This window comes from Streptomyces sp. NPDC002463 (assembly GCF_042889835.1).
GTDB lineage: Bacteria > Actinomycetota > Actinomycetes > Streptomycetales > Streptomycetaceae > Streptomyces > Streptomyces nymphaeiformis.
This window is the reverse complement of the sequence record NZ_JBIARL010000017.1, coordinates 110,701-124,049: the sequence shown is the minus strand read 5'-3', so window position 1 is coordinate 124,049 and position 13,349 is coordinate 110,701. Positions and strand designations below refer to the sequence as shown.

Below are 13,349 nucleotides of genomic sequence, written 5' to 3'. Positions count from 1 at the left end.
GACTACCTTCCGTGCTCGTCCGCGCCGGATGAGGCGGGGATGACGGCTGTGGGAGACGTGGTGGCGGGAGCCGGGTCGCCGGCGACGCCCTCGATGGCGGCGACGACGTCCTCGTCCCTCCATCCGTGGTCGAACTCGGCCACGACCCGCCCGTGGAACATGACGACGACCCGGTCGCAGACCTTGAGGTCGTCCAGTTCGTCGGAGACGATCAGCGCGGCCTTGCCGTCGTCCGCGACCTGCCGGATCCTGCCCAGCAGGAACTCCTTGGATCTGACGTCCACACCGTTGGTGGGGCGGATGGCCACGAGCACGTGCGGATCGGTGGCCAGGGCCCGGGCGATTACGACCTTCTGCTGGTTGCCGCCCGAGAGGGCGGAGACCGGGGTGGCGGCTGCGGGAGTCTTGATGTCGAGGTCCCGGATCACGCGCTGTGCGAAGGCCCTGGTACGGGCGGGCAACACGATGCCGAACGGGCCGAGCTGGTCGGTGACGGTGAGCGTCGCGTTCTCCGCCACGCTGCGGTTGCCGACCAGGCCCTGGTGGTGGCGGTCCTCGGGGACCAGCCCGACGCCGGCGGTGAGCGCGGACGGCACGCTGCCGGTGCGTACGGTTCTGCCGCCGACCGAGATCCGGCCGGCCTCGGCGCGGTGCAGACCGGCGACCGCCTCACCCACCTGCACGTTGCCGCTGGCTGTGGCGCCGGCGAGCCCGACCACCTCGCCGGAGCGTACGGAGAGGGAGATGTCCTCGCAGGCGCCGGGCAGCGTCAGGCCGTCGAGCGTCAGCAGTTCCGTCGAGTCGGTCCGGGTGGCCGGGGGGCGGCCGGCGACGACCGTGGAGGCGGACTCGCCGGTCATGGCCTCCACCAGCGCCGCGTGGCCGAGCCCGGCGACGGGCGCGGTGAGGATGTGGGCCGCGTCGCGGTAGACCGTGACCGTGGTGCAGAGGTCGTACACCTCTTGCAGGTGGTGGGAGATGAAGAGGAAGGCGACACCCTGGCGCTGGAGGTCGCGGAGTTTGCCGAAGAGGCGGGCGATGCCCCGGCCGTCGAGCTTCGCGGTCGGCTCGTCGAGGATGATGAAGCGGGCGCCGAACGACAGGGCCCGGGCGATCTCCACGAACTGTCGCTGCTCGACGGTGAGGTCTTTCGCCCGGGCAGCGGGGTCGACCTCCACGCCGTACTCGCCGAGGAGCTCCTCGGCGCGGTGGCGCAGCTGCTTCCAGCGGATGGGACGCAGCGAGCCGCCGCTCTGCCGGTTCAGGAAGAGGTTCTCGGCGACGGTGAGGTCACCGATGATCGTGGAGCGCTGGTAGACGCATGCGACGCGGGCGCGCCAGGCGTCGATGTCGCCGAAGGCGGGGGCCGGCTCGCCCGAGAAGCGCAGCGCTCCGGTGTCGGGCTGCTGAAGGCCGGTGAGGATGGAGACGAGCGTCGACTTGCCGGCGCCGTTGCGTCCGACCAGGGCGTGCGACTCGCCCGGGGCGATGGTGATGCGGGCGTCGCGCAGCGCGACGGTCGCGCCGAACCGTTTGCCGATGCCGGTCGCCTCGGCCACGGGGGCCGGGGTGCCGGGGCCGGTCGCCGGGGCGGTCGGGGTGTCCGCCATGGTGGATACCGTCCTTCGTGTGCGGAGGCTGGGGCGCCGGGGTGCGCGGGTGTGCGCCCGGGGCTGCGGGGAGAGGCCGCGATCGGGGGACCGGGGTTGGTACGTTCCCGACCGCGCGGGGGCGGGGGCCCGCCGGTCATCGGCTGATGTTGTTGCCCCACAGGGTCTTGTCGTCGACGTTGTCCTTGGTGACCAGCGGAGCGGGGAGCTGGTCCTCCAGGCCGTTGGGCAGCTTGACGATGGTGGAGTCGTGGTCGGTCGCACCCGGCTGGAAGGTCTTGCCCTCGGCGGCGGCCTTGGCGTAGTGCAGCGCATACCTGGCGTAGAGGTCGGCGGGCTGGGAGATGGTGGCGTCGATCTGGCCCTTGCGGATGGCGTCGAACTCCTGCGGGATGCCGTCGTTGGAGACGATGCTGATGTGGCCCTTCTGCCCGGCGGGCTTGAGCAGGCCCTTCTGCTCGAGGAGGGCAAGAGTGGGCTGGAGGAAGACACCGCCCGCCTGCATGTAGATGCCGTTCAGGTCCGGATGCTGCGCGAGCAGGCTCTGCAGCTTGGCGGAGGCCACGTCGCCCTTCCAGTCGGTGGGCAGCTCGAAGACCTCGATCTTCGGGAACTTCGTCTTCATGCACTCCGCGAACGCCTCGGAGCGGTCGCGACCGTTGATGGAGTCAAGGGTGCCCTGGAACTCGGCGACCTTGCCCTGGCCACCCAGCTGCTTGCCGAGGAACTCGCACGCCTTGGTGCCGTACGCCCTGTTGTCGGCTCGGACGACCATGTAGACAGAGCCCTTGTCGGGTCGGGTGTCGACGCTGACCACCGGGATCTTCTTCGACGCGAGGGTCTCCAGGGTGGAGGCGATCGCACCGGTGTCCTGGGGTGCCATGACGACGGCCTTGGCGCCCGTGTTCTGGAACACCTGCACGTTCGCCACCAGCTTGGTGACGTCGTTCTGCGAGTTGCTCAGCGGCAGGGCGTTGACGCCGTCGGTCTTGATCCCGGTCTTCAGGTACTGCGCGTAGGAGTTCCAGAAGTCGGAGTCGGAGCGGGGCAGGTCGATGCCGATGGCGGCCCCGGCCCCGGCCGATCCCGGACTCTCGCGGTTGCACGCGGTGGCGAGGGCCAGCACGGCGAGGACGGCGGTGGCGGCTGCGGCGGTGGAGCGGGTGCGAGTGGGCTTCATGGCCGTGTTCTCTCCTTAGCCAGGGGCGCGGGGCGACGGTGGGAGGGGGGGCGTACGCGCCGTACGGAAGACGGCGGAGGCGCTGGACGAGCGCACCGAGTGATCCAGCCATTCCTCCGATGTATCTCGGACGGGACGTTACGACGACGTTGCCGAGGTTGACAAGAGTGCGGACCTGGCTTGATGTACCGGGTCATCGCGCCGGAGGCGTCGCGGTATCACCGGATGCCGTCTGACCGGGCTCGATGTCCCCGACTGTGGGTGAAAGGCGATGCCTTGGGCGGGGTGGCGGGGGCGACTCGGGAAGAGCTGCCCTTGGGGAGCGTCGACACATGACGGCGGGGAAATACATCCGAGGAATCCATTGTCAGTGACGATCTCTGCGTCTATGTTCGCTGTGGCCCGCGATACATCCGATGACTGACCAGGCGGATGACCGGAGCCCTGGCGGCGGCCCGGACCGGCGCACCTCAGGCCGCCCGGCCCGTACAGCCCGACCCCAAAGACGAAACCGACACTCGGCAAGGGAGTTGCCCGGTGAAACTGCTACGAGTCGGATCCCCAGGTGAAGAGCGGCCCGCGGTACGCGCCGACGACGGCCGGCTCCTCGACCTGTCCTCCGTGACCCGAGACATCGACGGTGCCTTCCTCGCCTCCGGAGGGATCGACCGGGCCCGCGCAGCGGTCTCGGCGGGCGAGCTGCCCGAACTGGACAGCGACGGGCTGCGGATCGGGGCGCCCGTCACCCGCCCCGGCAAGATCGTCTGCATCGGACTGAACTACCGCGATCACGCCGCCGAGACCGGCGCTGCGATTCCCGCGCGACCGGTGGTGTTCATGAAGGACCCGGGCACGGTCGTCGGCCCGTACGACGAGGTGCTGGTCCCCCGTGGATCCGTGAAGACCGACTGGGAGGTCGAACTCGCGATCGTCATCGGCCGCCGGGCGCGCTACCTGGACGGACCGGACGCCGCGCGGGCCGTGATCGCCGGGTACACGATCAGCCACGACGTGTCGGAGCGGGAATTCCAGCTGGAGTACTCGCTCCAGTGGGACCTGGGCAAATCGTGCGAGACCTTCAACCCGCTCGGCCCGTGGCTGGTCACCGCCGACGAGGCCGGCGACCCGCAGGACCTCGGACTGCACCTGAGCGTCAACGGCGCCGAGCGGCAGGACGGTCACACCAGCGACATGATCTTCTCGGTCGACCACATCGTGTGGTACCTGAGCCAGTACATGGTCCTGGAGCCGGGCGACGTGATCAACACCGGTACGCCCGCGGGCGTGGCTCTGGGCCTCCCCGGTACTCCCTTCCTGCGCCCCGGCGACACGGTCGAGCTCTCCATCGACGGCCTCGGCAGCCAGCGCCAGACCTTCGCCCCAGCGTGAAAGGCAGCACCACCTTGACTGAGACCTCCGCTCGGATCACCGCCGTCGACACATACGACGTCCGCTTCCCCACCTCGCGGGAACTGGACGGCTCCGACGCGATGAACCCGGATCCCGACTACTCCGCCGCCTATGTCGTCCTGCGCACCGATGCCGGCGACGGCCACGAAGGACACGGCTTCACCTTCACCATCGGACGTGGCAACGACGTCCAGGTCGCCGCCATCGACGCACTGCGGCCCCATGTCATGGGCCGCTCCGTGTCGGAGCTGTGCGCAGATCCGGGATCGGTCAGCCGGGCACTGGTCGGCGACAGTCAGCTGCGCTGGCTCGGCCCCGAGAAGGGCGTGATGCACATGGCGATCGGCGCCGTGGTCAACGCCGTGTGGGACCTGGCGGCCAAGCGGGAGGGCAAGCCGCTGTGGCGGCTGCTCGCCGATGCCTCGCCGGAGTGGCTGGTCTCCCAGGTCGACTTCCGTTACATCGCCGACGCCCTCACCCCCGAGGACGCCCTCACGCTCCTCCGTGAGGGCCGCACGGGCCTCGCGGAACGTGAGGCGACCCTGCTGGAGCGCGGATACCCCGGCTACACCACCTCCCCGGGGTGGCTCGGCTACACCGACGAAAAGCTCACCCGGCTGGCCAAGCAGGCCGTGGCCGACGGCTTCACGCAGATCAAGCTCAAGGTCGGCGCCGACCTGAGCGACGACGTCCGGCGGCTGCGTGCCGCCCGTGCCGCCGTCGGCGACGGCATCCGCATCGCCATCGACGCCAACCAGCGGTGGAACGTGGCCGAGGCGATCAGGTGGACCAACGCGCTCGCCGAGTTCGACCCGCACTGGATCGAGGAGCCCACCAGCCCCGACGACGTCCTCGGCCACGCGGCCGTACGGCAGGCCGTCGCTCCTGTGCAGGTGGCCACCGGCGAGCACGTGCAGAACCGGATCGTCTTCAAGCAGCTGCTCCAGGCCGGCGCCATCGATGTCCTCCAGATCGATGCGGCGCGGGTCGGCGGGGTGAACGAGAACCTCGCGATCCTGCTGCTCGCCGCGAAGTTCGGGGTGCCGGTGTGCCCGCACGCCGGCGGAGTGGGGCTGTGCGAGCTGGTGCAGCACCTGTCGATGTTCGACTACCTGGCCCTCTCCGGAACCACCGAGAACCGCGTCATCGAGTACGTCGATCACCTCCACCAGCACTTCGTCGAGCCGGTGGTGATCCGGGACGGCCACTACACCGCGCCGCTCGCCCCCGGCTTCTCCGCCACCATGCGCGCGGAGTCCATCGCCGAGTACCTCTACCCGGACGGCACGTTCTGGGTGGCCGACCGCGCCGCGCAGGAGGAGATGGCATGACCGAACTGACCGGCCTCAAGGCTCTCGTCACGGGCGGCGCGTCCGGCATCGGGCTCGCCACGGCCCGCGCTCTGGCGGTGCGGGGCGCGGCCGTCGCCGTACTCGACCTCGATCCGGAAGGCGTACGGGAACCGCTGCTCGGCCTCAAGGCCGACGTGAGCGACGACGCCTCCGTACGCGCCGCCGTGGCGGAGGCGGCCGCGCAGCTCGGCGGCATCGACATCCTCGTCAACAACGCGGGCATCGGTGCTGCCGGCACCGTCGAGGACAACCCCGACGAGCAGTGGCACCGCGTCCTGGACGTCAACGTCCTCGGCATGGTCCGCACCACCCGCGCCGCCCTGCCCCACCTGCGTTGCGCTGCCATCGCCCGTCCGGGCACCGCGTCCGTGGTCAACACCTGCTCCATCGCGGCCACCGCCGGACTGCCGCAGCGCGCCCTGTACTCCGCCAGCAAGGGCGCCGTGCTGTCCCTCACCCTGGCCATGGCCGCCGACCACGTCGGTGACGGCATCCGCGTCAACTGCGTCAACCCCGGCACCGCCGACACCCCGTGGGTGGCCCGGCTGCTCGACGCCGCCGACGACCCCGACGCCGAACGGGCCGCGCTCAACGCCCGCCAGCCCATGGGCCGTCTGGTGACCGCCGACGAGGTGGCGGCCGCCATCGTCTACCTGGCCGGTCCGGCCGCGGCCTCCGTCACCGGCACCGCGCTCGCGGTGGACGGCGGCATGCAGGGACTGCGGCTGCGGCCGGCGGCCCAGTCGTGAGGACCACGGAGCTGGGCAGCAGCGCGGTACCGGTCTCGGAGCTCGCCCTGGGCTGCGCCGCCCTCGGCAACCTGTACCACCCGGTCACCGACGAGGCCGCCCACGCCACGGTGGACGCGGCCTGGGACGCCGGCGTCCGCACCTTCGACACCGCCCCGCACTACGGACTCGGCCTGTCGGAACGCCGGCTCGGTGCCGCCCTGCGCGACCGCCCCCGCGACACCTACGCCGTCTCCACGAAGGTGGGCCGGCTCCTCGTCCCGAGCCCGCCGGGCAGCACCGGGGACGACCTCGCCCACGGCTTCGCCGTCCCGGCCACCCACCGCCGGGTCTGGGACTTCAGCGCCGACGGAGTGCTGCGCTCCCTCGAGGCGAGCCTGAAACGCCTCGGCCTCGACCGCGTCGACATCGCCCTGCTGCACGACCCGGACGACCACGCCGAGCAGGCGCTGCGCGAGGCGTATCCGGCGCTGGAGCGGCTGCGTGGCGAAGGTGTGGTCGGGGCCATCGGCATCGGCATGAACCAGTCCGCCCTGCCCGCCCGCTTCCTCCGCGAGACCGACATCGACGTGGTGCTCCTGGCCGGCCGTTACACCCTCCTGGAACAGGACGGGCTCAGCGAACTGCTCCCGGAGGCGGCCGCCCGCGGCCGCAGCGTCGTCATCGGCGGAGTGTTCAACTCCGGGCTGTTGACCGCCCCCCGGCCGGGCACCACCTACGACTACGCGCCGGTTCCGCAGCCGGTGCTCGACCGGGCACTGCGACTCCTTGCGGTCACCGAGCGCCACGGCGTGCCGTTGCGTGCCGCCGCGCTGCGCTTCCCGTTCGGCCACCCGACCGTGGCGAGTGTCCTGACCGGTGCCCGTTCCCCCGAGGAGGTGCGCGACACCGTGGAGCGACTGCGGCGCCCGATCCCGGACGCCCTGTGGGACGAGCTGCGCGCCGAGGGCCTGCTGGACCCGGGAACCCCCGTCCCCGTCACCGCACCCGTAGGGGAAACCCCGTCGCCGAAGGAGCCGTCATGAAGGTCGCCCTGCACACCAGAGTCCGCGCCGACCGCATCGAGGAGTACGACGCCGCGCACCGGCAGGTGCCCGAAGAGCTGACCGCCGCCATCCGAGCCGCGGGGGTGAGCGAGTGGACGATCTGGCGCAGCGGCACCGACCTGTTCCACGTACTGGAGGTCCAGGACTACCAGGCGATGATCGCCGCACTCGAGAAGCTGCCGGTCAACATCGCCTGGCAGGCGCGGATGGCCGAACTCCTCGACGTCGTCCACGACTACTCCGCACAGGGCGCCGACGCCTCGCTGCCGGTGGTGTGGGAGCTGTGACCGGGCCGGACCACGGGCCGGGAATCGTGGACGCCCACCACCACGTGTGGGACCTGTCCGTCCGCGACCAGGACTGGATCACCGGACCCGAACTCGCCCCGCTGCGCCGGAACTTCTCCCTCGCCGACCTGACGCCCGAGGCCCGCGCGGCCGGCGTCGGAGCCACCGTGCTGGTGCAGACGATCACGGTGCCGGAAGAGACCCCGGAATTCCTGGCCCTGGCCGCGCGCAGCGACCTGGTCGCCGGGGTCGTCGGCTGGACCGACCTGACCGCACCCGACGTCGCCGACACCCTCGCCGGGCTGCGGGCAGGCCTCGGTGGGAAGCACCTGGTGGGAATGCGCCACCAGGTGCAGAGCGAGCCGGACCCCCGCTGGCTCCTGCGCCCGGACGCACTGCGCGGCCTGACCGCGATCGCCGAAGCGGGACTGGCCTACGACCTCGTGGTGAAGCCCTCCCAACTCGCCGCCACCGTCGAGGCCGCGCAGCGGGTGCCCGGCCTCACCTTCGTCCTCGACCACCTCGGCAAACCGCCCATCGCGTCCGGCGAGCTCGTCCCCTGGGCGGAGCAGATCCGACGCCTCGCCGCCCTTCCCAACACCGTCTGCAAACTCTCGGGCATGGTCACCGAGGCCGACTGGGGCTCCTGGACGGTCGATGACCTGAGGCCGTACGCCGACACCGTCCTGGACGCCTTCGGACCCGGGCGGCTGATGTTCGGCTCCGACTGGCCCGTCTGCCGACTCGCCGCCACCTACGCCGAAGTCGTCGCCGTCGCCGGCGCCGTGACCGCCGAGCTCAGCCCGGCCGAGCGCCGTGACGTCTTCACCGGCACGGCCGTGCGGACCTACGGCCTGACCGTCATGACACCCCCGGTCCCGCCCCAGGACACCCCATGCGCATAGCCCTTTTCATCACGTGCTTCAACGACACGATGTTCCCCCGCACCGGCCAGGCGGTGACTTCACTGCTCGAACGCCTCGGCCACACCGTGGAGTTTCCGCCAGGCCAGACGTGCTGTGGCCAGATGCACTTCAACACCGGCTACCGGCCCGAGACCCTGCCCATGGTGCGCCGCTTCGCCGAGGTGTTCGCGGGCTACGACGCCGTGGTCGCTCCCTCCGGGTCCTGCGCGGGCATGGTGCGCGACCACCATCGGGTGGTCGCCGCCCAGTACGGGGACGCCGCCCTCACCGAGGCGGTCGAGCGAGTGGCACCGACGGTGTACGAGCTGTCGGAGCTTCTCGTCGACGTCCTCGGCGTCACCGACGTCGGCGCGTACTTCCCGCACCGCGTCACCTACCACCCGACCTGCCACTCGCTGCGCATGCTCCGCGTCGGTGACCGGCCGCTCACGCTGCTGCGCGCGGTGAAGGGCATCGACCTCGTCGAACTGCCCGCCGCCGAGTCCTGCTGCGGCTTCGGCGGCACTTTCGCGCTGAAGAACGCGGAGGTGTCCAACGCCATGCTCGCCGACAAGATGCGCCATGTCCTCGGCACCGGGGCCGAGTTCCTGTGCGCGGGCGACAACTCCTGTCTGACGCACATCGGCGGCGGCCTGTCCCGCCTCCGTACCGGCGTCGGCACGATGCACCTGGCCGAGATCCTGGCCTCCACGGAAGGGGACGTACGGTGAGCGGCGCGGACAACGTCGTATGGCTGGGCACGCCGGCCTTCCCGCAGGCGGCGCGTACCGCGCTCGGGGACACCCAACTGCGGGCGAACCTGCGCAGGGCGACCGGCACCATCCGGGACAAGCGGCTGGCCGTCGCCGCCGAACTGGACGACTGGGAGGAACTGCGGGAGACGGCCGCAGCCGTCAAACGCCACACCCTGCGCCACCTCGACCACCATCTCCTCCGCCTGGAGGAGGCGGTGACCGCCGCGGGCGGAGTGGTCCACTGGGCGGCGGACGCCGCCGAGGCCAACCGCATCGTCACCGAGCTGGTGCGGGCGACCGGCGCGGGCGAGGTCGTCAAGGTCAAGTCGATGGCGACCCAGGAGATCGGCCTCAACGAGGCGCTCGCCGATGCCGGCATACGCGCCTACGAGACCGATCTCGCCGAACTCATCGTGCAGTTGGGCCGCGACCGCCCCTCACACATCCTGGTGCCGGCCATCCACCGCAATCGCTCCGAGATCCGGGAGATCTTCCAGCGGGAGATGGGGGAGTGGGGAAGACCGGCTCCCGAAGGGCTCTCCGACGATCCCCGCGACCTCGCCGAGGCGGCCCGGCTCCATCTGCGGGAGAAGTTCCTGCGGGCCAAGGTGGCGGTCTCGGGCGCCAACTTCGCCGCCGCCGACACCGGAACGGTCGTGGTGGTGGAGTCGGAGGGCAACGGGCGGATGTGCCTGACCCTGCCCGAGACGCTGATCACCGTGATGGGCATCGAGAAGGTCCTGCCGTCCTTCGCCGACCTGGAGGTCTTCCTCCAGCTCCTGCCCCGCTCGTCGACGGGCGAGCGCATGAACCCGTACACCTCCCTCTGGAGCGGCATCACCGAGGGCGACGGCCCACAGAACTTCCATCTGGTCCTCCTCGACAACGGCCGCACCGCGACGCTGGCCGACGAGGTGGGCCGCCAGGCCCTCGCCTGCATCCGCTGCTCGGCGTGCCTGAACGTCTGCCCGGTGTACGAGCGCACCGGCGGTCACGCCTACGGATCCGTCTACCCCGGCCCGATCGGGGCCGTACTGACCCCGCAGCTCGTCGGCATCGACGGTGACATCAAAAGCGGGGCGGCCTCCCTGCCCTTCGCCTCGACCCTCTGCGGCGCCTGCTACGAGGCCTGCCCCGTGAAGATCGATATTCCCGAGGTGCTGGTCCATCTGCGCGCGGAGGTCGTGGAGGCGGGGCGACGGAACAGACTCCTGCCCACCACCGAGGCGCTCGCCATGAAGGCCGCGGGCGCCGTCATGTCCTCCCCGCGACGACTGGCAACGGCCCAGAAGCTCGCCGCCTTCGGGGCCCGGCTCGTGGCCCGCAACGGCCGGATCGGCGCCCTGCCGGGTCCGCTCGCCCGTTGGTCCGACAGTCGTGACACGCCCCTGCCACCCCGGGAGACGCTCCGTGCCTGGTGGCGCCGGACCAGAACACCCACCCATGAGGACAGCCCTGCGACGGCGGAGAGGAAGGGACGACGATGAACGGCCGCGAGACCATCCTGGACGCGGTGCGGGGAGCCCTGGCAGGTGTGCCCGGATCGGAGAACCCCGGCGACCTACCGCTCCCGGCCACTCGACGTGCCGACCATGCGGGGCCGGACGTCGTCGGGCTGTTCGCCGAGCGTGCAGCCGAGTACCGCGCCACGGTGGTCCGAGTTCCGGCGGCCGACGCGGCGGCGGCCGTGGCACACGCGCTGGCCCGTACCGGAGCACGGTCCCTGGTGGTGCCACCCGGCCTTCCCGAGGACCTGGTCCCGGAGGGGCCTTGGTCGCGGCTGGAAGACGCTCCGCCGCTGACGACGGGACAACTCGACAGGGTGGACGCCGTGGTGACCACGGTCGTCACCGCGATCGCCGTCACCGGCACCGTGATCCTCGACCACAGGCCCGGTCAGGGGCGCAGGGCCCTCACCTTGCTGCCGGACCAGCACGTCTGCGTGGTCCGGGCGGACCAGATCGTCCCCGACGTGCCAGAGGCGCTGAGCCGGCTCGACCCCCGCAGGCCGCTCACGCTCATCTCCGGCCCCTCGGCCACCAGCGACATCGAGCTGGACCGTGTCGAGGGCGTGCACGGGCCCCGGACCCTGGACATCGTCGTGGTCGAGCCGGAGCGCCCCGCGCCGCGCCCCGTCACTCACTGAACAGACCGATACACCCATCCGACGTCCGAACACGTTCCGCCCTCCCTTCCCCCACACTCAAGGAGTCGAACGATGTCCTCCTCCCCCTCAGCCGGCGCTCCCTGATCAAGGCAGCCGCCCTCGCCGGCGGTGCGGTGGCGTTCGGTCTGCCGCAGGTCCTGTGGCCCGCCACCGCCCAGGCCTACGCCGTCCCCTCGAAGCTGGACTGGTGGTACCAGGCCAGGTTCGGCATGTTCGTCCACTTCGGGTCCTACTCCTACCGCGGCCACGGCGAGTGGGCGTTCTCCAGCGAGAACTGGAACAAGGCCGACTACCAGGCCCAGGTGACCACCCCGTTCGATCCGGTCGGCTTCAACGCCGCCACCATCGCCGAACTGGCCAAGAACGCCGGAATGAAGTACCTCGTGATCACCGCCAAGCACCACGAGGGCTACGCGATGTGGGACTCCGACGTCGCGGGCTTCACCGACGCCACCGGCACCAAGCAGTACAACCTGCACGACTACAACGGCCACCAGCCCGACCTGCTGGCCCAGCTGAAGACCGAGTGCGAGAAGCGGGGTGTCAGGTTCGGGCTCTACTACTCGATCCTGGACTGGAGCCACCCCTCCCAGACCATCAACCGGAACACCCTCTACTCCGACATGTCGTCGCAGACCGCCCGCACCGCCTACATCAACGACATGAAGGCCCAGCTGCAGGAACTGCTCGACCGCTACGACCCCGCCGTCCTGTGGTTCGACGGCGACTGGTGCGGCAACCCGTCCAGCCCCACGCTCGCCGACTGGTGGACCAAGACCGACGGCGAGGACCTCTACCGCTGGCTGACGGTCCGCAAGCCCGGACTCGTCGTCAACGAACGCGTCAAGCGCGACCTCGGTCTGGGCGACTTCGCCTGCCCGGAGCAGACCGTGCCCGCCCGCCCGATGGACCGGCCGTGGGAGACCTGCGCCACCATGAACGGCCAGTGGGGCTACACCGACTGGGCCGAGAACAGCTACAGGTCTGTGAAGGACATCGTCCAGGAGATGGTCACGGTCGTCTCCCGGGACGGCAACTACCTGCTCAACATCGGCCCCAAGGGCGACGGCACCGTGACCGCCGGAGCGACCACGGTGCTGGGCGGGCTCGCCTCCTGGACGGCCGTCCACGCCGACAGCGTCCACGGCACCAGCGGCAGCCCCTTCGCCGACGAGCCGTCCTGGGGCAGGATCACCAAGAAGAACGGCAAGCTCTTCGCCCACGTCTTCACGTGGCCGACGGGCGGCACCCTGCAGATCCCGGCGGTCCACAACACGATCAGCCGCGTCTACTTGATGAACAACCCCTCGGTTTCGCTCTCCTACACGGTCAGCGGCGGCCAGATCAATGTCAGCGTGCCGTCCACGGCGCCCGACCCGAACGACTCCGTGGTCTGCGTGGAGGTCAGTGGCATGCCGGCGGTCCTCGCAGGCGGCGTCTACCGGCTGGTCAGCGCCCAGAACGGCAAGGCCCTCGACAACGCCAACACCACCACCGAGGGCGGCCAGGTCATCCAGTGGACCCCCAACGGAGGCACCGCGCAGCAGTGGACTGTCACCGACCTGGGACACGGCTACTACAAGCTGCTCTGCGTCCGCAGCGGCAAGGCCCTCGACGACAACGGCAGTACCTCCGACGGCGCGGTGACGGTGCAGCGCACCGACAGCGGCGGTCAGGGGCAGCAGTGGGCGATCACCGCGCTGGGCAGGGACGCGTTCCGGCTCACCAACCGGCACTCCGGAAAGGTGCTGGACAACGCCTACGCGAGCGGGGACGGAAACCCGGTCGTCCAGTGGTCCGCCAACGGCGGCCCCGCCCAGAACTGGAACCTGACCAAGATCGGCTGAGCGCCCCGGGGTGGTGTGCCGTGAGCACACCACCCCGGCTG

Annotated in this window: 11 protein-coding genes and 1 pseudogene; 10 read left to right on the top strand and 2 right to left on the bottom strand. The window is 70.8% G+C overall.

Translation table 11 applies throughout. The annotated features are described in order from the left end of the window. Positions 1-2: 2 nt before the first annotated feature. Both ACFYX3_RS30495 and ACFYX3_RS30490 read right to left on the bottom strand, forming a co-directional pair. Complete coding sequence (locus tag ACFYX3_RS30495) at positions 3-1,610, bottom strand: sugar ABC transporter ATP-binding protein (protein WP_389020045.1); 1,608 nt, start codon at positions 1,608-1,610, stop codon at positions 3-5. Positions 1,611-1,746: 136 nt separating this feature from the next. Beyond that, on the bottom strand, positions 1,747-2,790 hold the full coding sequence (locus tag ACFYX3_RS30490) for a sugar ABC transporter substrate-binding protein (RefSeq protein ID WP_389020042.1): 1,044 nt from the start codon (positions 2,788-2,790) through the stop codon (positions 1,747-1,749). Positions 2,791-3,327: 537 nt separating this feature from the next. Between ACFYX3_RS30490 and ACFYX3_RS30485 the strand changes: the two genes are divergently transcribed. From ACFYX3_RS30485 to ACFYX3_RS30440, 10 genes and pseudogenes are all read left to right on the top strand, one after another. Next, the gene (locus ACFYX3_RS30485; protein WP_389020039.1) at positions 3,328-4,179 is read left to right on the top strand and encodes a fumarylacetoacetate hydrolase family protein; all 852 of its coding nucleotides are present in this window, start codon (positions 3,328-3,330) and stop codon (positions 4,177-4,179) included. 14 nt (positions 4,180-4,193) lie between these two features. Further along, positions 4,194-5,531 (top strand): L-fuconate dehydratase, encoded by a 1,338-nt coding sequence (locus tag ACFYX3_RS30480; RefSeq protein ID WP_389020036.1) that lies wholly within the window; start codon positions 4,194-4,196, stop codon positions 5,529-5,531. Further along, entirely contained in the window at positions 5,528-6,301 is a 774-nt protein-coding gene (locus ACFYX3_RS30475) for an SDR family NAD(P)-dependent oxidoreductase (RefSeq protein WP_389020033.1), read from the top strand. Before ACFYX3_RS30480 ends, ACFYX3_RS30475 begins: the two co-directional genes overlap by 4 nt. Beyond that, positions 6,298-7,326, top strand: a complete 1,029-nt coding sequence (locus ACFYX3_RS30470; RefSeq protein WP_389020030.1) for an aldo/keto reductase — start codon at positions 6,298-6,300, stop codon at positions 7,324-7,326. Before ACFYX3_RS30475 ends, ACFYX3_RS30470 begins: the two co-directional genes overlap by 4 nt. Beyond that, positions 7,323-7,634: an L-rhamnose mutarotase gene (locus ACFYX3_RS30465; protein ID WP_389020026.1), complete on the top strand. Its 312-nt coding sequence runs from the start codon at positions 7,323-7,325 to the stop codon at positions 7,632-7,634. Before ACFYX3_RS30470 ends, ACFYX3_RS30465 begins: the two co-directional genes overlap by 4 nt. Further along, positions 7,631-8,539, top strand: coding sequence for an amidohydrolase family protein (locus ACFYX3_RS30460; protein WP_389020023.1), 909 nt, complete (start codon positions 7,631-7,633; stop codon positions 8,537-8,539). The genes ACFYX3_RS30465 and ACFYX3_RS30460 overlap by 4 nt, the downstream gene beginning before the upstream one ends. After that, entirely contained in the window at positions 8,530-9,270 is a 741-nt protein-coding gene (locus tag ACFYX3_RS30455) for a (Fe-S)-binding protein (RefSeq protein ID WP_389020020.1), read from the top strand. The genes ACFYX3_RS30460 and ACFYX3_RS30455 overlap by 10 nt, the downstream gene beginning before the upstream one ends. Continuing rightward, complete coding sequence (locus ACFYX3_RS30450; protein ID WP_389020017.1) at positions 9,267-10,781, top strand: LutB/LldF family L-lactate oxidation iron-sulfur protein; 1,515 nt, start codon at positions 9,267-9,269, stop codon at positions 10,779-10,781. The genes ACFYX3_RS30455 and ACFYX3_RS30450 overlap by 4 nt, the downstream gene beginning before the upstream one ends. Continuing rightward, positions 10,778-11,440, top strand: a complete 663-nt coding sequence (locus ACFYX3_RS30445; RefSeq protein WP_389020014.1) for a lactate utilization protein C — start codon at positions 10,778-10,780, stop codon at positions 11,438-11,440. Before ACFYX3_RS30450 ends, ACFYX3_RS30445 begins: the two co-directional genes overlap by 4 nt. 89 nt (positions 11,441-11,529) lie before the next feature. Next, a pseudogene (locus tag ACFYX3_RS30440) lies at positions 11,530-13,308 on the top strand (alpha-L-fucosidase); the annotation flags it as partial. Positions 13,309-13,349: the final 41 nt, after the last annotated feature.

Coding starts and splice junctions, on each gene's coding strand:
- ACFYX3_RS30495 (WP_389020045.1), bottom strand. CDS start 1,610: ATGGCGGACACCCCGACCGCCCCGGCGACCGGCCCCGGCACCCCGGCC.
- ACFYX3_RS30490 (WP_389020042.1), bottom strand. CDS start 2,790: ATGAAGCCCACTCGCACCCGCTCCACCGCCGCAGCCGCCACCGCCGTC.
- ACFYX3_RS30475 (WP_389020033.1), top strand. CDS start 5,528: ATGACCGAACTGACCGGCCTCAAGGCTCTCGTCACGGGCGGCGCGTCC.
- ACFYX3_RS30465 (WP_389020026.1), top strand. CDS start 7,323: ATGAAGGTCGCCCTGCACACCAGAGTCCGCGCCGACCGCATCGAGGAG.
- ACFYX3_RS30455 (WP_389020020.1), top strand. CDS start 8,530: ATGCGCATAGCCCTTTTCATCACGTGCTTCAACGACACGATGTTCCCC.
- ACFYX3_RS30445 (WP_389020014.1), top strand. CDS start 10,778: ATGAACGGCCGCGAGACCATCCTGGACGCGGTGCGGGGAGCCCTGGCA.